At 40.7% G+C, this 20,815-nt stretch carries 14 protein-coding genes; 4 read left to right on the plus strand and 10 right to left on the minus strand.

The features are described 5' to 3' along the window. The first annotated feature begins 83 nt into the window (after window positions 1-83). Entirely contained in the window at window positions 84-1,436 is a 1,353-nt protein-coding gene (locus tag GQR54_RS07575; RefSeq protein WP_166377092.1) for a Do family serine endopeptidase, read from the plus strand. Between the two features lie 102 nt (window positions 1,437-1,538). After that, a complete protein-coding gene (locus GQR54_RS07580; RefSeq protein ID WP_166377032.1) occupies window positions 1,539-2,621 on the plus strand; it encodes a trypsin-like peptidase domain-containing protein in 1,083 nt (360 codons plus the stop codon). A 427-nt stretch (window positions 2,622-3,048) separates the two neighbouring features. Here GQR54_RS07580 and GQR54_RS07585 read toward each other — a convergent pair whose 3' ends face one another. The 5 genes from GQR54_RS07585 to GQR54_RS07605 form a co-directional block, all read right to left on the minus strand. After that, complete coding sequence (locus GQR54_RS07585; RefSeq protein ID WP_240918905.1) at window positions 3,049-5,463, minus strand: DUF2339 domain-containing protein; 2,415 nt, start codon at window positions 5,461-5,463, stop codon at window positions 3,049-3,051. 117 nt (window positions 5,464-5,580) lie between these two features. Continuing rightward, window positions 5,581-5,838 carry a hypothetical protein gene (locus tag GQR54_RS07590; protein WP_166377033.1) on the minus strand — a complete coding sequence of 86 codons (258 nt, stop codon included), beginning with the start codon at window positions 5,836-5,838 and terminating at the stop codon, window positions 5,581-5,583. A gap of 126 nt (window positions 5,839-5,964) precedes the next feature. Further along, complete coding sequence (locus GQR54_RS07595; protein WP_166377034.1) at window positions 5,965-7,326, minus strand: hypothetical protein; 1,362 nt, start codon at window positions 7,324-7,326, stop codon at window positions 5,965-5,967. Window positions 7,327-7,490: 164 nt separating this feature from the next. Beyond that, the gene (locus GQR54_RS07600) at window positions 7,491-8,117 is read right to left on the minus strand and encodes a GGDEF domain-containing protein (RefSeq protein WP_346766076.1); all 627 of its coding nucleotides are present in this window, start codon (window positions 8,115-8,117) and stop codon (window positions 7,491-7,493) included. 376 nt (window positions 8,118-8,493) lie between these two features. Beyond that, the gene (locus tag GQR54_RS07605; RefSeq protein WP_010554604.1) at window positions 8,494-9,078 is read right to left on the minus strand and encodes a VTT domain-containing protein; all 585 of its coding nucleotides are present in this window, start codon (window positions 9,076-9,078) and stop codon (window positions 8,494-8,496) included. Window positions 9,079-9,265: 187 nt separating this feature from the next. On the opposite strand from GQR54_RS07605, the gene GQR54_RS07610 reads away from it, so the two are divergent. Then, window positions 9,266-10,501 (plus strand): TMEM143 family protein, encoded by a 1,236-nt coding sequence (locus GQR54_RS07610; RefSeq protein WP_166377036.1) that lies wholly within the window; start codon window positions 9,266-9,268, stop codon window positions 10,499-10,501. Window positions 10,502-10,586: 85 nt separating this feature from the next. On the opposite strand, the gene GQR54_RS07615 is transcribed toward GQR54_RS07610, so the two are convergent. The 5 genes from GQR54_RS07615 to GQR54_RS07635 all read right to left on the minus strand — a co-directional run bounded on the left by GQR54_RS07615 (window position 10,587) and on the right by GQR54_RS07635 (window position 17,616). After that, window positions 10,587-13,733 (minus strand): CusA/CzcA family heavy metal efflux RND transporter, encoded by a 3,147-nt coding sequence (locus GQR54_RS07615; protein WP_166377037.1) that lies wholly within the window; start codon window positions 13,731-13,733, stop codon window positions 10,587-10,589. Window positions 13,734-13,741: 8 nt separating this feature from the next. After that, complete coding sequence (locus GQR54_RS07620) at window positions 13,742-14,989, minus strand: efflux RND transporter periplasmic adaptor subunit (protein WP_166377038.1); 1,248 nt, start codon at window positions 14,987-14,989, stop codon at window positions 13,742-13,744. Next, window positions 14,986-16,239, minus strand: a complete 1,254-nt coding sequence (locus tag GQR54_RS07625) for a TolC family protein (RefSeq protein ID WP_166377039.1) — start codon at window positions 16,237-16,239, stop codon at window positions 14,986-14,988. The genes GQR54_RS07620 and GQR54_RS07625 overlap by 4 nt, the downstream gene beginning before the upstream one ends. Before the next feature lie 150 nt (window positions 16,240-16,389). Continuing rightward, window positions 16,390-16,710 carry a hypothetical protein gene (locus GQR54_RS07630; RefSeq protein WP_007378232.1) on the minus strand — a complete coding sequence of 107 codons (321 nt, stop codon included), beginning with the start codon at window positions 16,708-16,710 and terminating at the stop codon, window positions 16,390-16,392. An 87-nt stretch (window positions 16,711-16,797) separates the two neighbouring features. Beyond that, window positions 16,798-17,616 (minus strand): helix-turn-helix domain-containing protein, encoded by an 819-nt coding sequence (locus GQR54_RS07635; RefSeq protein ID WP_166377040.1) that lies wholly within the window; start codon window positions 17,614-17,616, stop codon window positions 16,798-16,800. A 112-nt stretch (window positions 17,617-17,728) separates the two neighbouring features. Between GQR54_RS07635 and GQR54_RS07640 the strand changes: the two genes are divergently transcribed. Further along, a complete protein-coding gene (locus tag GQR54_RS07640) occupies window positions 17,729-20,815 on the plus strand; it encodes a beta-galactosidase (protein ID WP_166377041.1) in 3,087 nt (1,028 codons plus the stop codon).

A 20,815-nucleotide genomic window follows, 5' to 3' on the forward strand; every position in this document is an offset into this window, starting at 1 on the left:
CTTAATAAACCAAAAAGGGCTGCTTTTAAAGTAGCCCTTTTTGTTTTTGCTTTTCTTAAGTGGAGTTACCCCTGACTATGAAAATGAAAATGAAATTATCACTTATCAGCGCAGCTATTTTATCTACAAGCTTATTAATGAACCCTGTAGCGTCTTATGCAAAAATGCCAATTGCAGTAAATGGTCAACAACTACCCACTCTTGCCCCCATGCTAGAGAAAATATCTCCTGGTGTTGTAAGTATCCAAGTTTCAGGCTCTAAAGAAGTACGCCGCCGTGCAGATCCTCTCGAATACTTTTTTGGACAGCAACAGCCTCGCAGTCAAAAACGCCAATTTAGTGGATTAGGCTCAGGGGTCATTATTGATGCTGATGAGGGCTATGTAGTGACTAATAACCACGTAATCCAAGACGCCGAAAAAATGGTAGTTACTCTCGAAGATGGCCGTGAATTTGAAGCTACTAAAATTGGTACTGACACAGAATCAGACATCGCTCTTTTACAAATAGACGCTGATGACTTAACTGAAATCAAACTCGCAAACTCAGATAATTTACGAGTGGGTGACTTTGCTGTCGCTATTGGTAACCCATTTGGCCTTAGCCACACAGTTACATCAGGTATTGTTAGTGCCCTTGGTCGAAGTGGTTTAAACATTGAGGGCTACGAAGATTTCATTCAAACCGACGCAGCTATTAACCAAGGTAATTCTGGCGGTGCCTTAGTTAACCTTAATGGTGAGTTGATTGGTATTAATACCGCTATTTTAGGTGCTTCTGGCGGCAACGTGGGTATTGGTTTTGCGATTCCATCTAATATGATGAAAAATCTAGTCGATCAAATTATTGAACATGGTGAAGTGCGTCGAGGCTCGTTAGGCATTTCTGGTCGTCCACTTGATGCAGGACTTGCAAAAGCACAGCAACTTGATGTCAAACAAGGTGCTTATGTAATGCAAGTAATGGACGACACTGCTGCAAGTAAAGCAGGTATAAAAGCAGGTGACGTTATTGTTAGCATTAACGGTGGTGACATTAGTGGCTTTCATGAACTACGCAGCAAAATTGCTACGCTAGGTGAAGGCCGTGAGATAAAACTAGGCATTTACCGCGATGGTAAAATTAAAACAGTGAAAGTAACCCTTGATGGTGCATCAGGTGTTACAGCGACCGGTGAAGAACTCCATCCTGCATTCCAAGGCGCGACACTTGAAAATGTACAAAAAAACAGTAATAAAGGTGTTGAAGTTACTTCTGTAGATCCTCGTTCACCTTCTGCCCGTGTTGGCCTTGAAGAAGGCGATATTGTTATGCAAGTGAATCGTCAACGAGTAGAAACAATTCGCGACATGAATAAAATCATCGACAGTACAAAAGGTAATATAGTACTTGGCGTGCAACGTGGTCGTGAGTCTATATTTATTTTAATTCAGTAATAAATAGCACTATTAATGTAATAAAAATAACAGTGGCACTTGCCGCTGTTATTTTTTTTATGTCATCATAAAGAGATTGCTCACTTACATAATAAGAAAATCGTGCTGAAACTAATAAAATTTATTCTTCCCCCTTTATTTGCAGGCCTAAGTATTGCTTTTTTAGTGGTTTTTTTCAGCCCTAATATGCGAGCGGCTTTACTTCCAAATGTTCCCTTGCCAAGCGCAATGAGTTCGAGTCACCTGAGTTTTTCTGATGCAGTTAAACGAGCAGCGCCTTCTGTGGTTACTATTTTTTCAGAAAGTATTTCCAAAGAACCTCGTTATAAAAGAAAAAACACGGTACAAGAGCTAGGCTCTGGCGTCATCATGTCGCAAGACGGTTACATTCTTACCAACTACCATGTTGTTAATAATGCAGATCAAATTATGGTTATTCTAACCGATGGCAGACGCTTTTTTGATGTACAGCTAATTGGTTTTGATACTATTACTGATTTAGCCTTACTTAAAATCAATGCAGATCACCTCCCGGTAATTCCTGTAAATGATAGCTATGTATCCAGTGTAGGCGATGTTGTACTTGCCATAGGTAACCCGCTTAATTTAGGCCAAACAATCACGCAAGGCATTATTAGCGCAACGGGTAAGCAAAAAATTACAGACAGTCCGTACAATAACTTATTGCAAATGGATGCGGCTATTAATGTGGGCAACTCTGGCGGCGCATTAGTTAACTCCAATGGTGATTTAGTCGGCATTACTTCTGCGCAGTTTAAAACGCGTGAGAACTTGAATATTCAAGGAATATTCTTTGCAGTCCCTTACTCACTTGCTAAAAAAGTAATGGGTAAGCTCATTCGTCATGGTCGTGTTGTGCGCGGCTATTTAGGCTTTGAAGGCACAGCAGTAGATAGTACCGGTAAAGAAGTAAACGACAGCCTAACCCCAGTTACTGGCATGCGTATTACTAATTTAGACCCTTTGGGACCAGCATGGCAAGCGGGTATTGAAGAGCAAGATATTGTTATTAAAATTGCAGGGCTTTCGGTAGCAAATCCACAAAAAGTGCTGGAAGAAATAGGTAATACAGAGCCCGGTAAAGAAATAGAATTTGAGCTTTACAGAGATGGGAAAATAGAAAAAATAATGGTGGTGGTAGCTGAACTTGAAACAAAGCTATAAAGATAGTTCCCCCTACTAGTACTGCTAATTCTTACTGGAACGTTACTCCATCTGAAATAGGTTAACGGTTTTAATATAAGGCCAGATTATCTTCGCTTCTGGCCTTATTTAAGCTTATGGTTCTGACCAGTACTCTTAAGTTTAAACAATTATTTATTGATTCAACGCAGAGCTTTACTTTGCCTTTAAAAATACAACTCGTTAATCATAGAAATAAACCACCTTTGCCATCAAGATACTTTAGCCCAAGTTTATAGCACGCATTTTAAATTTAACGATTGCGTAATAAACTCGATATTGAGTATAGGCCAAATAGCTTGCTCCGTAAGAAAACAGCGCTGCAGAAAACGCTTTACCTACTCGTTGAACTGCTTTTTAGAAAGTACAGCAGCAAAAATCGGCTCTACAAGAGGCATAAAAGCTACACCTAATTTACTCGGCTTCTAAGCTTTTGGAACAACCAACTTAACCCCACCAACGAAAGTCCTAATCCAATAAACGAAAGCGCTTTAAGTAAGCCCTCCAAGTTAGCCATATCAATTAAAAACACTTTAACAATAACTGCAGCTAGTAAGCCTAAGCCTACTTTTTGTATTAATAACTGGTTTTTTAAATGACCAAAAATAACAGTACCCGCCCCCATTACTAACCAAATAACAGAGTAGCTATAAAGCTCTGCATTACTTGCGCCTTTTGATAAGTAAATATAAGGCCCTTGCCAGTATTGGCGAATAAAGCTGTTTATTGCCAATAATATAAACCCACCCGCAACGGCCAATATAAATGGCGTAGCTTTAGCGTTTATTGGTTTTACAAGCTTGGCCAGCCAAAGCGTTAATCCTGCAGGTACTAACCACAATAGTAATAACCAGTTAAATATTGGCAGCTCACCTATGTAAAGTGATTCAAATAATGGGTTGTCGTCAAGCAGTGTTTTAATAGCAAAAAGCCCTGCTAACCCTACAAGTGCAAAGCCCGCCACTTGGTATAACTTAGCTAAAGTACCGGCAAGTTTTGCTCTGTGTAAATACACACACCCTAATGCCAGCCAGTTACAGGTAAGGAGTATTTGTTCGTAAAAGTTAAGTGAATCAAATTGCGGATAATGCCCTACTAACTGATAACTTGTTTCGGTTGTAATAAAAAGTGCTAAACAATGAAGGGCTGCACCTTCTAACCATACTTTTAATTGAGATGCTTTAAAGCACCTAGCTGCGGCAAAAAATAACGCAATACATAACGGATAAACCACAATGCTCCAATGCAAACCAAATACCGTGAGTGCATCGTAACTTGGCGTCCAAGGTGAAAGCGTAAGGCGCAGTAATAACGCAGCAACCAAGGCTTTTATAGGCCAATGTGGCATAGGCACGCTATAGCGTTTAATAAGTACGCTTATAAGTAATACTTGTACAGCAAGAGCAATGGTTAGGCCGCTGTCACTTAGTAGCATGGTAATTGCTAACGTAATATTGGCATTAGCGCCTACCCAATAAGTAAAACGCTGAAATAGCGTTGTATTATGTTGCGCGAGCTTTATTAAAATAGCGGCGACTACAAACAATACAACGGCCCAAAGTGGATATGCAGTACTTAACGCGGAATTAGGAATAAGCGTATATAAAGTCGCTATCATTACAAATACACTAAATGCTCCCGTAATATGAAACGCTAAACGCTTAATCTGTTTTTTACCGTAATAAAGCCCAAAAGCGGTAAGTAACAATCCGAGTAATAAACCCAAACCGTATTCATTTTTGAATACAAAGAGGGCGTCATCAAATAGGTTTGGCGAAAGATGCGTGCGCTGAGCGCCTATCACTAATAGTGTTGAAATAACTAACGCTACGCCCTGCCAAACATCCCAACGGCTATTTTTAAGGACTAAAAACAACACCAATACAATACTCAACACGCCGATTGTTTGCCACTGCATATCAAAGTGACTTATTAGCATGGTAAATATTAAGGGCGCCATAAAGGCGAGTAATAATGCATGATCTGGAAGCACTTTAATTAAGCGTTTTAAACTGTGCGGGCGATGTTCAATAACATTCAGTTTTAGACCTAAGCGCGGTATAGCAATTAACCCAATAATACTAAGTAAAGCAAATGCCCCCATTAACCAAACGGTATTAATTTTAAGTAATGTAAAACCAACTAAATACCAACCAATATGCCCTGCCCATAATAAATACCACAACCAAGCTCGCTGTACTTTATGTGCAACTAACGCGGCTGACAAACTTACAAAGCCAATATACATTAACAGCGCAAACAAGTTACCACTGCCAGTGCTAACCCATATTGGTACGCTGTAAGCGCCAATAATACCAAGCACGGCCAATAGCGGGCCTAACCTAAGCGCCATCGCGCTTGCACTAATTGCTATAATAGCTAACGCAAAAAATGCCACGGTAGGGCTAAGCATATCGTAGCTACTGTAAGCTAAAAGCGTTAAAGCAAAACAGGTAATAAACCCGCCGCTTGCAAGCGCTGCGGGTATGTAATTATTAAAGCCTTCAAATACAATGCGTTTATGGTGTAAATAAGCTGCGGCTGCAATTAGGCCAAGCCCAAATAAGCCACCTAAACTCAACCTCATTACAGGCGATAATAATCCAGCTTCTAGGCTGTATTTAGCTAAAAACATGCCCCCAAACGCAAGCGCTATTGCGCCTATCCAGGTCATCCAGTTCTCTTCAAACCCTGCGCGTAATTTATTAAATAGTAATTCTATGGCTGATGCTTCAGCTGGTTTGGCTTTTTTAGGAGGCGCTGATAGCTGATTTATTACAGGTGGCGACACGCTTTGGGGCGTTGAGGCTGTAGAATTACTCATTTTTAAGAAAAACAGCCTGTTTTATGGGTTCCAAATGCATTACCTAATGCTTTAAAAACGCTTAGAGTTAACTACAGGAGCTCGCTTTTTTAATTGAATTTGGCTGTTGGAGTTATTCTACAGTCTCGTTAAGTTTGGCTGTGCTTTATGAGCAATTGGCTCAGATCTTGAAAGCGCTGCCTGAGCCGTAGATGCTTCACTTTGAGGTTCACTTTGCGATATCGATTTATGTGTTTGTAGATGTGTTATTTTGACCCTTAAAACAGCAACTTCTTGTTTTAATCCATTTAACTGCACTAGCGCTATTAAGCCGCAAATAGCACCGGCAACTACAACCAGTATTACTATGACGGCTAACCCAACTAAATCATCCATGGCACACTCTTATTAATTATTATGCCCTGAGTGTACCTAATTATTAATGAGTAGGTAAATTTTGTTCAATAAAAAAGCCTAAGTACTTAAAGTGCTTAGGCTTTATGCTACTTAATATGTTTAGATTTATTCAACACTATCGGTAATAGTGCGCTCTAGGGTCATTTTATAACCTGAGCTTGTTGTTTCATCATGCTCTAAAATCAATATGTAGTTACCCTCTTGTGTAAAGTCCATATCGCTTTGCTGAATAAGCACAATTTGCTGGCCATTATCTTCATATACAACATAAACCGTGTAAATTTCGTTATCTACAACCTGCTCTTCTTGGTCATACTTATCTAGGCCATCGACTACGTTACTGGTGTCGTCTACCGTTTCGCCGTTAAGTGTAAAGTACACATCTACATCTGAAACCGATTGCCCTGCGTAGCTTTCAATTAGGTTTACAACCGATACCGTATGGCTGTAACTACTTGGTGTTAGGTTTTCTTCAACGCTCAACATACGTAAACCGTTATCAACGTCGTTATAAAAAATACCCACCGCACTTTGCTCACGCTCTAGCGTCATTAAAAAGTTATCAGCTAGTTTTGTACCTTCTTCGTCGTACATCGCTACGCTGTAACTATTAGGCGAAAGTTCAACATAATCGGTATAAGAGTCACTAGCAACTGTATTTGTTGTGTTTACAGTTGTACCGCGTGTAGCAGAAAAGCTTACTGGCGAGTAGTCATCAACCGTATTTATAAAACGTAATTGCCCCAGGGCAGATTGATGTTTAAGCTCAGTAACGTAGTTATTATCGGTTACTACATCAAGCGTAATACCGCCTTCTTCTGTAGCATAACTTGGGCGGATCATTGCTACATAGCTTGCTTCATCGTATAAATAAACAGATGACGACTCGTACACAACATCACTGCTGCCCGCTTCTGTTATGTAAATAGTGTAATAGCCTTCATCAATGCTTTGTAGATCTAACTCACTTAAATATTGAGCCGATGAAAAAAGTGTCGCGCTTTCAAATACGCCATCATCTGTTGCTAAGTAAATATCGTAGTTAGTATCCTCCCCTGCAATATTATAAAACCCTAAGTTAAACTCACCCGTATCGCTTGTGATAGGTACGCTAAGCTCTGTAAATGTAGGCTCATCAAAGTTGCCGCTCATTACTACTAACTGTGTTTTATCACCTTTAATAGAAATTTCTTGGTCGCTAATTGTTATATAGCTGTCGTTAGCATCTAGGTATTCAAAACTTACATCATAAGTGCCTGTGCTGTAGTTATGGCGAGTAGTTACATCGGCAAAATCAGCGCCTGAACGTTCTGTTTCTTCAACAAACAAACGTGTGTATGGGCTATTGTAAGAGCCGTTATACAATTGGATGTAACCTGTAGAGCTTGAGCTATCATCAGAGCCGCAGCCCGACAAAATAGTAATTAGACTTAAGGGTAATGCAGCTTTTAAAAGGGAGTTGGTCATTAAGGTTATTCCTTATTATTAATATCCCCATTATGACCCAAACATTCTATTTTAATTTCATGATTTACAAAGCATTACCCTCACTGACATTTCCTTACGAAAACGTTAAAAAGTGTAGTAAATGTGCAAACAATAAGGACGTGTTTTTATATAATTAAAAACGCTTACGGGGCAATTTCAAAACGATCTCGGCCACTCTTCTTAGCTAAATATAAAGCTTGATCAGCGCGCTTCACTACTTTATCTAAAGGCTCATTAGGCGTTTGCATTGCAACACCTATACTTACTGTTAAGTGGCGAGAATTTTGAACATTTATGGTGTGCGCAAGGTCAATTAATTGCTGCGAAAAATCACATGCTTGCGTCATATTATTTGTAGGCAAGTAGCCACCAAATTCTTCACCACCGAGGCGAGCAAATTTGTTTTGGTGCGTAAAAGCATTGTCGTATTTAGTTGCTAGTTCTTTAAGCATTACATCACCAACATCATGACCAAATTCATCATTAATTGCTTTAAAGTGGTCTATATCGATAATTAAAATAACGTAAGGTGAGTGCTGAGCATCTTTAGCGTGCTGATAAAAATAACGTCTGTTATGTACCTTGGTTAAATCGTCAATAATTAGCTCACGCGCTAATCGATTATTAATACTTTGTATAAAGCGCATCGTTTTAAATAAACCATAGGAAGTTAAAAGCATGCCGCTGGTTCTGCATGAATCTTCAAAATAAATACTTACCCAGTAAGGCTGTATCACTATCTCATCGATTAAATCAGCTGTATTACCCATGGACCAAAGCATTAATCCGAGAGTCGAAAATGTATATGCAAGCTTTGAAAGTTTGGAGTACTGAACCATCCAAAATAAAAAAATAAGAACAATTAAATTAATAAAATCAGTTGTAAAACCGTAAACATTATTTTGAACTTGTAAGGGAGGAAAGTTAGTTAGGGAGTAGGCTGAAAAAATAACAATATAAGCTAATAAAAATAGGCTTACAGTTTTATTTTTCCAGCTCATTTTAAAAAAATTAGAAAGCCTGATAGTGAGTTTTACCGTTTCAACCATATTTACCCTAAGCTTTTCGATACTATATTAAAAAACTATAGCACATTACCAAAAAGGCTTATTAGAATAAGGTGGTTAATAACCTTTAATAATGAGCTTAAATCACCAAGCTTAATCCCCAAACCCCTAACACAAGTAACGTTATTAAAACCATTGCCTTAGTTTTGTGTTTACTAATGATTCGCTCAGCTTCATTACCTGCATAATAAACAATAATAGCCAGACCAAAGTAACGAATAGAACGCGCAATACCTGAGGCCAACAAAAACAGCCAAATAGAGTACTTAGTCGCGCCTGCTGCAAGCATCGCTATTTGAAACGGAATAGGCACTATGCCTAGTGTTATTACAAACCAAAAACCTTGATCTTGCATTTGCTGTTTAACGTTTTCAAATTGCTCAGGGCTCGAAAACGTATTAATAATCCAATCGCCAACCGCATCAAATAAATAATAACCCAACGCATAACCAAACAATGCGCCTACAATACAGCCTAATGTCGCCATTAACGCGATAAGCCATAGCTTCTCTCTACGTGCTTGCATTAGCGGCACTAACACAGCCTCAAGCGGAATAGGCACTATGGTGGACTCTAAAAAAGATGCCACAGTAATACCACTAAGCATATGCTTAGAGTCGATAAAGTTACGTGTTTTTTCTTTTAGCTTTTTTTGAATGGCCATATGCATTCCTTATCGTGGCGAAAGTAAGTATGAACGGCTTTAATCATTACACAATCAGGTTAATACAGCCTGAAAATACTTAACTTTGTTAGTCAGCTATTTATCATTAACAAATTCGCAATACTTATAAGAATATTTTATTATGTGCCCATGCAGTTAGATTCCCTATCACGGTAGTTATTAATTTATGCAAAGTGCGCGTTTTATTCCCTTTAGAAAGCAAGATATTGTTGATATGTGTAGCGAAGAGCTTAAAAGCAGTACACAAAAAACATCGTTTAAACAATTTTGCGATTTACTAGCAAGCCTTATTCATTACGATTACCACTCAACACTTGAGTCACTTAAAAACAACTACGCCCCCTTTGATCCCAATAGTGACACGCGATCGTTAGCGCCAGTATCGGCGGATCAAAAAGCGCAGTGCCAACATGAGTTTGCTAAAGATTTTGCTAAGGTGCTTAATGCCGCTAATTTTGAAGTGATCACCAATGAAGACTTACAAGATGCATTAAACGAAGAGTCACTATTTAAGGTGCGCCTTGAAGTTGAATTTGACGACTTTGAAGAAGTGGTTTTTTATCGCCGTGGCGAGTCGCAACTCACTGAAACCATTACCAGCTTTTGGGGCTTGCGTAAAAAGCCGCTGCACTTTACTAATTACGACCGTGTTGCCGTGTTTATTCGCTTTAAAGACAGCGCTTATTTTGAAACTAAAAATAAAACGCCAATGGGATTTGAGCCAAGCTCAACCATAGTAAAGCTGTTTCAAAATGTGCCAAAGGCCGATCTCGAAATGCTATTTCCTAATAGCGAAGTACGCATGCGCCCTATTGATAAAGCAATTATTGGCTCATCGGCTTTAGTTGGCGGTGCGGTGGTGCTTATAACTAAGTTAGGCGCATCAATCGTATTATTGCTTGCTCTGTTTGCTTTTTGGGGTGGTTTTAGAAGTGAAGCTGTAGAAATGACCCAACAACATTTTATTACCTTTGCTATTGGTATGGGGGTTTTTGGCAGCTTTATTTTTAAAGAATGGAGTAAGTTTAAAAACCGCAAAATAAAATTTATGAAAGCCCTAAGCGATAACCTCTACTTTAAAAATCTCGATAACAACGCGGGCGTATTTCACACGCTTATAGATGCCGCCGAAGAAGAAGACATAAAAGAAGCCCTGCTTGCGTATACCTTTTTACTAAAATCAGAAAGTGGCTTAAGCGCACAAATGCTTGATGAGCAAATAGAGCTTTGGTTTAAAAGCAAATACCAGTGCGATCTCGATTTTGAAATTACTGACGCGCTTGAAAAACTGGTGCGTATGCGCTTAGTAACGTGCATTAATGGTGTGTATAGCGCAATAAATTTAGATCACGCAAAAACCATACTGGATGAGCGCTGGGATAATCTTTTTCAATATAATTAATGTAGTATTTTTGCTAAATAATACCTAAATAAAAAAGCAGCTGTAAGTACAGCTGCTTTTTTGATTAGCTTAAAATCGATAATATTTAGATTAACTCAGCCTCTTTTTGCTTATTAAACTTTGCATGCACTAATTTATAAAGTGCGGGCAAAATTAACAGCGTGAGTAAAGTGGATGAAATAATTCCGCCAACCACTACTGTTGCTAAAGGTTTTTGCACTTCAGAACCCGTCCCCGTATTAAGTGCCATGGGTATAAAGCCTAAGCTCGCCACTAGTGCTGTCATCAATACTGGGCGCAGGCGCTGTAATGCGCCGCTGTGTATTGCTTCAAACAAACTCAAACCGTCGCTTCGTAATTGCTTAATAAACGAAAGCATAACCACGCCATTTAATACGGCTACGCCACTTAGGGCTATAAAGCCAACACCTGCTGAAATTGAAAGCGGCATATCGCGCAGCAATAATGCAAACACACCACCAGTCAACGCCAAAGGCACGCCACTAAATATAATTAACGAATCTCGCAACGATCCAAAGGCGCTATAAAGTAAGCCAAATATAAGCAATAAAGTGACCGGCACAACCAAGGATAACCGCTTACTTGCCGATTGCAATTGCTCAAATGTGCCACCGTATTCAAGCCAATAGCCACTTGGTAAGTTAAGTGATTCATTCATACTTGCTTGCGCATCACTTACAAAACTTGCTAAATCGCGCCCTTCTACATTGGCAGTTACCACTACGTTGCGCTTACCACTTTCGCGGTTTATTTGGTTAGGACCTTTTTCAATGCTGATAGTCGCCACTTCACCTAGCGGTACAAACGCAAGTTCCGGGTTGCTATCTTTAGGTAAAGCAACTGGCAAACGGGAAAGTGCTGATACATCGCTAGACCAACGCTTATCAAGGCGCACTAATAACGAAAAGCGTTTATCACCCTCGTAAATTAGCCCGGTTTGCACACCACCAACAGCGGCGGCAAGTGTTTGTTGAATGTCGTTTACACTTAAGCCTAATAACGCCATGTGGTCGCGCATTGGTGTTACCGAAAGTGTTGGCAACCCTTCCATTTGCTCCAAACGTACATCGGTAGCGCCTGCAATATTACGCATTAAGCCTGTCGCTTTTTCGCCAAACGCTTTAAGTACGCTTAAGTCGTCACCATAAATACGCAGTGCCACATCGGCGCGCACGCCAGCAATTAACTCGTTAAAGCGCATTTCTATTGGTTGTGTAAATTCGTAATTATTACCAGGGACATCGTTAACACGGGTACGAATTTGCTGAACCAATTCTGCTTTAGTAAGTGCTGGATTAGGCCACTCATCTTGCGGTTTGAGTATTAAAAAAGTATCGGCAACATTAGGCGGCATAGGATCGCTTGCTACATCGGCAGTACCAATTTTTGAAAATACGTTAGCAACCTCAGGCTGATCTAATATGGCTTGCTCAAGTTCTTTTTGCATTTGCACAGATTGCTCAATACCAGTGCCGGTAATGCGCAGCGCGTGCATAGCAATATCGCCTTCATCAAGTTTCGGTAAAAATTCTGCGCCCATGTTTTTAACTTTAAAACCAAGCACCAATACTAATGCCGTGGCTATACCCACCATCAGCCACGGTAATTTAAGCGATATACCAAGTAATGGCTTATACACTTTTTTAACGCCGCGCATGACTGCGTTTTCGGTTTCATCAACCTTACCGCGAACAAACACTGCAATAGCAGCCGGTACAAATGTAACGCCAAATATAAGCGCGCCAATTAACGCCGCAACTACAGTAAACGCCATTGGCTGAAACATTTTGCCTTCAACGCCGCTTAGTGCAAATAAAGGTAAGTAAACCAGCATAATAATAACAATGCCAAATACAGCCGGTGTAAATACTTCTTTGGTGGCTGCGGTCACTACATTTAAACGCTCGTTTAAGGTAAGTAGCCTGCCATGTTTATGCTGAGCTACACCGAGTTGGCGCAGGCAGTTTTCAACAACAATTACAGCGCCATCAACAATTAAACCAAAGTCGATTGCACCTAGGCTCATTAGGTTACCCGATACGCGATTACCCACCATACCTGTAACGGCAAACAACATACTCAACGGAATAACCATTGCCGTAATAAGCGCGCCCGTTACATTACCCAGCAGTAATAGCAAAATAACTATCACTAAAACGGCACCTTCAAATAAGTTGGTTTGCACGGTTGCTATGGTTTTATCAACAAGAGTTGTACGGTCGTAAACTGCCTCAACAATAACGCCAGCGGGTAAGCTTTTTTGCACATCAATTAACTTATCAGCCATGGCTTTTGCCACTATGCGGCTGTTTTCGCCAATTAGCATCATGGCGGTGCCGAGCACGGTTTCCTCGCCGTTATAAGTGGCCGCGCCGGTTCTAAGCTCTTTGCCTAAAAGCACGTTAGCCACATCTTTAATGCGTACAGGCGCATCGTCCCGCTTAGCTATAACGGTATTGGCTATGTCTTCTAGTGTTTTAAGCTGCCCAGGCGAGCGTACTAAATATTGCCCGTCAAAGCGCTCAATATAGCCTGCGCCTCGGTTACTGTTATTAACCTCAAGTGCACTAATTACATCGCTAATAGTAAGCTTATAGGCAATGAGTTTTTCGGGCACTGGCGCTACTTGGTATTGGCGCTCAAAACCACCTTGGCTGTTTATTTCGGTAACGCCTTTTACTTTTAAAAGCTGCGGGCGAATAACCCAATCTTGCAAAGTGCGCAAGTCTTCGGCGTTGTAAGCAGTGCCGTCTTCTTTTAACGCATTAGGCGCGGCGTGCACACTATAAGTAAATATTTCGCCTAAACCACTGGCAATAGGACCCAAGTTTGGCTCTACGTTATTAGGTAAGTCGGAGCGAATACTTTGAATACGCTCACCAATTTGCTGACGCGCCCAATAAATATCGGTGCCTTCATTAAAAATAACCGTTACTTGCGAAAGCCCATAACGCGAAAGCGAACGGGTATAATCAAGCTTAGGTATGCCCGCCATGGCGGTTTCTACCAAATAGGTAATGCGTTGCTCTACCTCTAATGGCGTAAAACCCTGCGCTTTGGTATTAATTTGCACTTGTACGTTAGTTATATCGGGTACTGCGTCTACTGCTAAATTTTGAATGTTGTATACACCAAATCCAGCAAATAAAAATGTAAGCGCAAGCACCAGCATGCGGCGTTTAACCGCAAAAGAAACTATCCAATTAATCATGGTGCCTCCTAGTGAGCGTGGCTTGCGCCGCTTTTTAAAATATCAGCTTTAATGACATAACTATTGTCTGTTACGTATTCGCTACCCGCGTTTAAGCCTGTAAGTACTTCTACCCACTCACTATTTTTTGCACCTAAGGTAACGGGGCGTACTTCAAATACATTATTTTTACGAACAAACACACTGGGTTGACCGTTAAACTCTTGAATAGCTTGTGGCTTTACACGCACGCTGGCATTTATTTTAGCCACACTTACATCGCTATTTATATGCATGCCTGGGCGCCAATGCCCGTCTGGGTTATTAAGCTCTATACGGGCACGCGCTATGTGCCCGCCTGTCATCATTGGGGCTATAAAAAACACTTTGCCTTGCGTATTTAAATGATGATGTAAGTCGTATACCTTAGCGCTTTGACCAATGGCTAGTTTTTCAATGTTTTCAGGAAAAGCCGACAGCTCAACCCACACTTTATCAAGGTTAACTACCTGCATAAGTGCGCTGGTGCTTGCAAGCTCGCCACGCTTTAAGTATTGCTCGGTTACAACACCGCTAATTGGACTTTTAATGGGGTAATTTTGCAGTGTTTCACGGTTGGTTACGCTGGCAAGTACTTCGCCTTTTTTAACGTTTTGACCAATGCTTACAAAAATATCACTGATCAATCCTGTATACGGTGCCATTACTTCTACCGTGCCGTGCTGCGTTGGGGCAATAACGCCAAAAAGCGTATCGGTAATATCCACTTCACCACTTTGCGCTATCTCGGTTTTAATGCCTGCGCGCTCAATAGCTCGCTCTGTTAACGTGGTTTGCCCTTCGTGTTGATCGTACTCATAGCTAATGCTCTCACCGTTATAATTAGCAGTAACGGTAAGTGCAAACGAATGCGGTTCGTTAATTGATTGCGTGCTCACAAGGTAGTCGCCCTCAGCTGTAAACTGTATATTTTGCGGGGCTTCAACTAAACGTTTTAAACTCATTGTTATGTTTAAGTCGTTTATATTAATTGGCTTATTTTGTTTATAGCCGTATACACGTAGCTCAACATTACCTGCAAATTCTTGCAATTTAAGCTCAAGTGTTAATTTAGGGTCAGTTAATAAAAAGCCGCCGTGTGGACCTTGTTTTTTCTCGTGTTGCTCTGTTTCTTTATGACCTGACTCGCCATGCTCAGCAGAGGCAAATACACCTGTGCTTACAAAGCTGCTGGCAAACGAAAGTGATACTAATAATGCGATTATATTTTTATTCATGATTGATGAGTCTCAATTAAAGATTGGCCTGTTAAACGCTCAAGAGTAAGTAGCACTTGGTACAGCTCTGCGTGAGTGGTAATAAGTGTGCGTTTAGAATCAAAAAGTGCTTGTTGAGCATCAAGCAATTGCAACACCGAAATTTGTCCGCGTTGATAACTTTTTAGGCTTTGCTCAATCAATGTCTGTGCCTGAGGAATAATTTGATCAGATAATAGCTTTGCCTGATTAGCTCTACCTTGATAATAAGCGTACAAAGTACGTACTTGCTGGCGTAGCTGGATGCGCAATTGCCCTTGCTGCTCATTTAAAAGCATGAGCTGACTATTTGCAGCTGCAATATTGCCGCTATTAGAATTGCTTAATTGCAGTGGCATAGAAAACGAAAACACTAACGAGCTGGAGTCATTTTGCTGGTTATAGCGCACGCCTCCCCCTACGTTAATATCGGTTTGTCCGTTTGCTTTTTGTAGTGTTAAGTTGGCTGTTTGCTGTAAATATTGCTGCTGTAATAATGCAAATTCAGGAGCTTGGTTAACCGCATCTAAAAGTGCTTGTGCTGATTTAAGCGCAGTAATTACATTAATATTGCCAGCAAAAGTATCGTAGGGTTGCTCCTCACTCCACAGCTCGTTAAGCGATAAACTTGCTCGCTCAAATTCACTATTAAGCATGGCTTTATCAAGCTCTACTTGGCTAAGTGCATAACTCATGCGCGTTACATCAGCTTGCGACGCAGCACCTGCATTAGCTCTTTGTTCAATCGCTTTAAGTGCTTGGGTAACTACCTGTTTACGCTCGTTGTTCAAACTTAATAATGTTTGAAATTTAAGCCCTTGGTAGTATCGCTCAGCAGTGGTTGCTAATAAGGCTAAACGGGTATTTTGATACTGTATTGCTTGGGCTTTTATATTGGCGGTTGCGTAATTAATACGGCTTTGGCGCTTATCGCCCAGCTCTATTAGTTGGCTAAGCCCAAGCGTTATTTCAGCGCCTTGAATGCCACGCGCCTTGTTTGTGCCCAGTAAGTTTTCAGCTTCAACATTCAATACAGGATTAGGCGAAAGAGCAGCTTGAGATTTAAGCGCACTCAATATTTTTTGATGATAAGGGTAGCGTTTTAATACCAGATTTTGTTGTTCGGTATTACTCAGTGCCTGCTTAAGGGTTAATGTTTTAACATTCGCCAAAGTACTAAAAGCAGGTAGCGCGCACATTAGCGCCACCAGCATAATTGGTTTTTTATTCATATAGCGTGTCCGTTTTTTAACAAACAGAGTTAACTTAATCACTACGCCTATTTTAAAAACAAGCGCGATCAAGCAACCTAAATATGTAAATAGCTAGCCTAATAGCGCACAAGCGCAGGCAGTTTTTTACAAAGTATTTAAAATTAAAAGCTAACTAAGTGAATTGGGTGGCGGTACATCTGGCGGGTAATTTAACCCGTTATAGCACGCAGGCGAAGTTGCTTTACTTTGCTCTGGGCTTATTGAGTGGCTAGAAGTGCTGTTGTAGCCACAGTGGCAATGTTGGTGGGCATGAATCTCGGTAGTTGATGTTTTATCGCTTTGGTTATCATCGGCCGTGGAGTCGCCTTGCGATAACGAACTGGTTACGTGATCAACGTCTTCTTGCAAATGATACGCAGCGCCATCACAGCTAATAAAGCTATGTACAAGCACTAATAATATCACTATTAAAAAACGGTTTGAGCGCATTACCTACCTAAAACTCTAAAATGCAATTTAAGAAATCGCACAATACCTTAAATTTATTCAAATTTCAAATGTAGAGAGCCGCTAACGTTATTTTCTAAATTCGCTTGGCGACACACCTACCGACTTCTTAAAACGTTTGGAAAAATTAAAAATATTAGAGTACCCCACATAACTTGCCACATGCGAAATTGGCCAAGCCGTGTTTAACAGTAAGTTTTTAGCTCGCTCAATGCGTAAATAAATAAGTTGTTGTATTGGACTTTTACCAAATTGCGCTTGGCATAAACGATGCAAATGCGGCGATGAGTAATGCACATGTTCGCACATTGCCTCTATTGTCCAATCAAACTGCAAGCGCTTATCTACCTCTTCAAACAGACTAATTAAACGATTATGCGCCGCACCCTGAGAGTTATTTTGCAGCGTAGCATTTAAGTAATGACTTAAAATAGGCGTTACGCTTTCGCGTAAATTAGCATTGGGCTCGCTGTATAAAAGCTCCATAGCAAGGTGTAACGGTTCAAGTTTTTGCTCGGTTAGTACCAGTGCTTGCGCTAAGTTTAAATGCTGCCAACGTTTAGTATTTGCAAGGTTTAACCAAATAACATCCCAATGTTTAGCATCAATTTTCACTTCAAAGCTTTGCTTTGCTGGTAGCACAATAAGTGTATTGGCATTAAGTGTGTACTGCTCATTTTGTGTTGTTAATTTACCCTGCCCTGCAAGCGTATAAAAAAGTGTATGTTCTAGCGGTGCTGAGCGTGCTACGCAATAACGACCCGATAGGTTTGAGCAACCCGCAAGTGCTATTTCAAGGTTTGGCATTTGCGCGAGCGTTTGTGAATCAATAAAGCGTTCTATACAACGCGGACCAATATCGAGTATGTCTTTAATGTTATAGCGCATAATTACAATGATAGTTTTGGACAAATAAAGGAGAGTTTTAAGCATAACCCCTGCGATTATTTTTAGCTATATTGAGCGCATTATAATTGCCCGCTTATGCAATAGGATAAACATGACCCCTTTACAGCACATAATTAATCGCCGAGATTGGGAAAACCCAATTTCAGTACAAGTTAATCAAGTAAAAGCGCACAGCCCACTCAATGGATTTAAAAGCGTTGGCCATGCCCGTACTAACACGCAATCGCAAAAACAAAGTTTAAACGGTCAGTGGGACTTTAAATTATTTGATAAACCCGAAGCGGTTGATGAATCGTTGCTAAGTGAAACACTAAACAGCAACTGGCAAAGTATTACAGTGCCTTCTAACTGGCAATTACACGGCTTTGATAAACCTATTTACTGTAATGTTAAGTACCCGTTTGCAGTTAACCCGCCTTTTGTACCAAGCGATAACCCTACAGGCTGTTACCGCACTGAATTTAATATAAGCGAAAGTCAGCTAACTCAGCGTAATCATATTATTTTTGAAGGCGTTAACTCGGCGTTTCACCTGTGGTGTAACGGACAGTGGGTGGGTTATTCACAAGATAGCCGTTTACCGAGCGAGTTTGATTTAAGCGAACTGTTAGTTGCAGGCACTAACCGTATTGCCGTTATGGTTATTCGTTGGAGCGATGGCAGTTATTTAGAAGATCAGGACATGTGGTGGCTAAGCGGTATTTTTCGCGATGTTAACTTACTTACAAAACCACAAAACCAAATACGTGATGTGTTTATAACCCCCGATTTAGACGCTTGCTATCGCGATGCAACGCTACATATAAAAACGGCGATTAATGCGCCAAATAACTATCAAATAGCAGTGCAAGTTTTTGATGGCGAACAGGCATTATGTGAGCCGCAGATTCAAAATACTAACAATAAACGTGTTGATGAAAAAGGTGGCTGGAGCGATGTTGTATTTCAAACAATTGATATACAAAGCCCTAAAAAATGGACCGCCGAAACCCCGTACTTATACCGCTGCGTTGTAAGTCTGCTTGATGATCAAGGCAATACCATCGACGTTGAAGCTTATAACATTGGCTTTAGAAAAGTAGAAATGCTTAACGGGCAGCTTTGCTTAAACGGCAAACCGCTACTTATTCGCGGTGTTAACCGCCACGAACACCACCCAGAAAACGGCCATACAGTTACTACCGCCGATATGATTGAAGATATTAAGCTGATGAAGCAAAATAACTTTAACGCCGTGCGTACTGCTCACTACCCTAACCATCCACGCTTTTACGAGTTATGTGACGAACTAGGTTTATACGTAGTAGATGAAGCCAACATAGAAACCCACGGCATGTTTCCTATGGGGCGTTTAGCTAGCGATCCGCAGTGGGCTGGTGCATTTATGTCGCGTTATACACAAATGGTTGAACGCGATAAAAACCACGCCTCAATTATTATTTGGTCATTGGGCAACGAATGCGGACACGGCGCAAATCATGATGCTATGTACGGCTGGTCAAAAAGCTTTGACCCTTCTCGCCCCGTTCAATACGAAGGCGGCGGTGCAAACACAACGGCTACCGACATTATTTGTCCAATGTACGCCCGTGTAGATACCGATATTAAAGACGATGCGGTACCTAAATACTCTATTAAAAAGTGGCTAAGCCTACCAGGTGAAACTCGCCCGCTTATTTTATGTGAATACGCCCATGCAATGGGTAACAGCCTAGGTAGCTTTGACGATTACTGGCAAGCATTTAGAGAATACCCACGCCTGCAAGGCGGCTTTATTTGGGATTGGGTAGATCAAGGTTTATCTAAAACAGACGAAAACGGCAAGCATTATTGGGCTTACGGCGGCGACTTTGGTGATGAACTAAATGACCGTCAATTTTGTATAAACGGGTTATTGTTCCCAGACCGCACGCCGCACCCTAGCCTGTTTGAGGCTAAATACAGCCAGCAACATTTACAATTTACATTGCGTGAGCAAAATCAAAACCAATACAGCATTGATGTATTTAGCGATTACGTATTTAGGCACACCGATAACGAAAAGCTCGTTTGGCAGTTAATGCAAAATGGCATCTGTGTTGAGCAAGGCGAGCATGTACTTAATATTGCTCCGCAAAGTACGCACACGTTAACTATTAAAACTAAAACAACGTTTGAGCAAGGTGCGCAATATTACCTTAATTTAGATGTAGCATTAGTTAACGACTCACACTTTGCAAACGCTAATCACGTTATGGATTCAGAGCAGTTTAAGCTTATAAATAGTAACAATTTAAGCAGTAAGTCATTTGCATCATCATCTGAGCAAAACGCTATAAGTGTTAGCGAAACCGACTCTCAACTAAGTATTGAAAACGATAAATTTAAACTTATTTTTAGCAAGCAATCAGGGCTTATAGAGCAGTGGTTACAAAACGATATTCAGGTTATTAGTAGCCCACTGGTTGATAACTTTTATCGTGCCCCACTTGATAACGACATTGGTGTAAGCGAAGTAGACAATCTAGACCCCAATGCATGGGAGGCTCGTTGGTTGCGTGCGGGTATAGGGCAATGGCAGCGAACATGCAGCTCAATTCACGCAGTGCAATCAAGCGTTGATGTACGTATTACTTGTGTATTTAATTACGAATTTAATGGCGTGCTACAGGCTCAAACACAGTGGCTATATACACTAAATAATACCGGCAATATTAGCTTAAATATTGACGTGCACTTAAACGACACTCTGCCGCCAATGCCGCGTATAGGGCTAAGTACAACACTTAACAAGCAAAGCGATACAAAAATAAACTGGCTAGGTTTAGGGCCTTTTGAAAACTACCCAGATCGTAAAGCCGCAGCACGTTTAGGTTATTACAGCTTGAGCTTAAATGAGCTACATACACCGTATATATTCCCAACTGATAATGGCCTGCGTAGCGATTGCCAATTGCTGAGTATTAATAACTTAACTGTAACTGGCGCGTTTTTGTTTGCCGCCAGTGAGTATTCGCAAAGTACGCTAACGCAAGCAAAACACACTAACGAACTCATTGCTGATGATTGCGTACATGTACACATTGATCATCAACATATGGGTGTAGGTGGCGATGATTCATGGAGCCCAAGTACTCATAAAGAGTATTTACTTGAGCAAAAGCAGTACAGTTATTCTTTAACTTTTTCAGCTAAATAA

This window comes from Pseudoalteromonas sp. Z9A4, from assembly GCF_011378845.1.
Lineage (GTDB): Bacteria > Pseudomonadota > Gammaproteobacteria > Enterobacterales > Alteromonadaceae > Pseudoalteromonas > Pseudoalteromonas arctica.

Bases quoted from the DNA above. Each gene is read 5' to 3' on its own strand.
- GQR54_RS07575 (WP_166377092.1), top strand. From the start codon at position 84: ATGAAAATGAAATTATCACTTATCAGCGCAGCTATTTTATCTACAAGC.
- GQR54_RS07585 (WP_240918905.1), bottom strand. From the start codon at position 5,463: ATGAGTAATTCTACAGCCTCAACGCCCCAAAGCGTGTCGCCACCTGTA.
- GQR54_RS07590 (WP_166377033.1), bottom strand. From the start codon at position 5,838: ATGGATGATTTAGTTGGGTTAGCCGTCATAGTAATACTGGTTGTAGTT.
- GQR54_RS07595 (WP_166377034.1), bottom strand. From the start codon at position 7,326: ATGACCAACTCCCTTTTAAAAGCTGCATTACCCTTAAGTCTAATTACT.
- GQR54_RS07600 (WP_346766076.1), bottom strand. From the start codon at position 8,117: ATGGGTAATACAGCTGATTTAATCGATGAGATAGTGATACAGCCTTAC.
- GQR54_RS07605 (WP_010554604.1), bottom strand. From the start codon at position 9,078: ATGGCCATTCAAAAAAAGCTAAAAGAAAAAACACGTAACTTTATCGAC.
- GQR54_RS07610 (WP_166377036.1), top strand. From the start codon at position 9,266: ATGCAAAGTGCGCGTTTTATTCCCTTTAGAAAGCAAGATATTGTTGAT.
- GQR54_RS07615 (WP_166377037.1), bottom strand. From the start codon at position 13,733: ATGATTAATTGGATAGTTTCTTTTGCGGTTAAACGCCGCATGCTGGTG.
- GQR54_RS07620 (WP_166377038.1), bottom strand. From the start codon at position 14,989: ATGAATAAAAATATAATCGCATTATTAGTATCACTTTCGTTTGCCAGC.
- GQR54_RS07625 (WP_166377039.1), bottom strand. From the start codon at position 16,239: ATGAATAAAAAACCAATTATGCTGGTGGCGCTAATGTGCGCGCTACCT.
- GQR54_RS07630 (WP_007378232.1), bottom strand. From the start codon at position 16,710: ATGCGCTCAAACCGTTTTTTAATAGTGATATTATTAGTGCTTGTACAT.
- GQR54_RS07635 (WP_166377040.1), bottom strand. From the start codon at position 17,616: ATGCGCTATAACATTAAAGACATACTCGATATTGGTCCGCGTTGTATA.
- GQR54_RS07640 (WP_166377041.1), top strand. From the start codon at position 17,729: ATGACCCCTTTACAGCACATAATTAATCGCCGAGATTGGGAAAACCCA.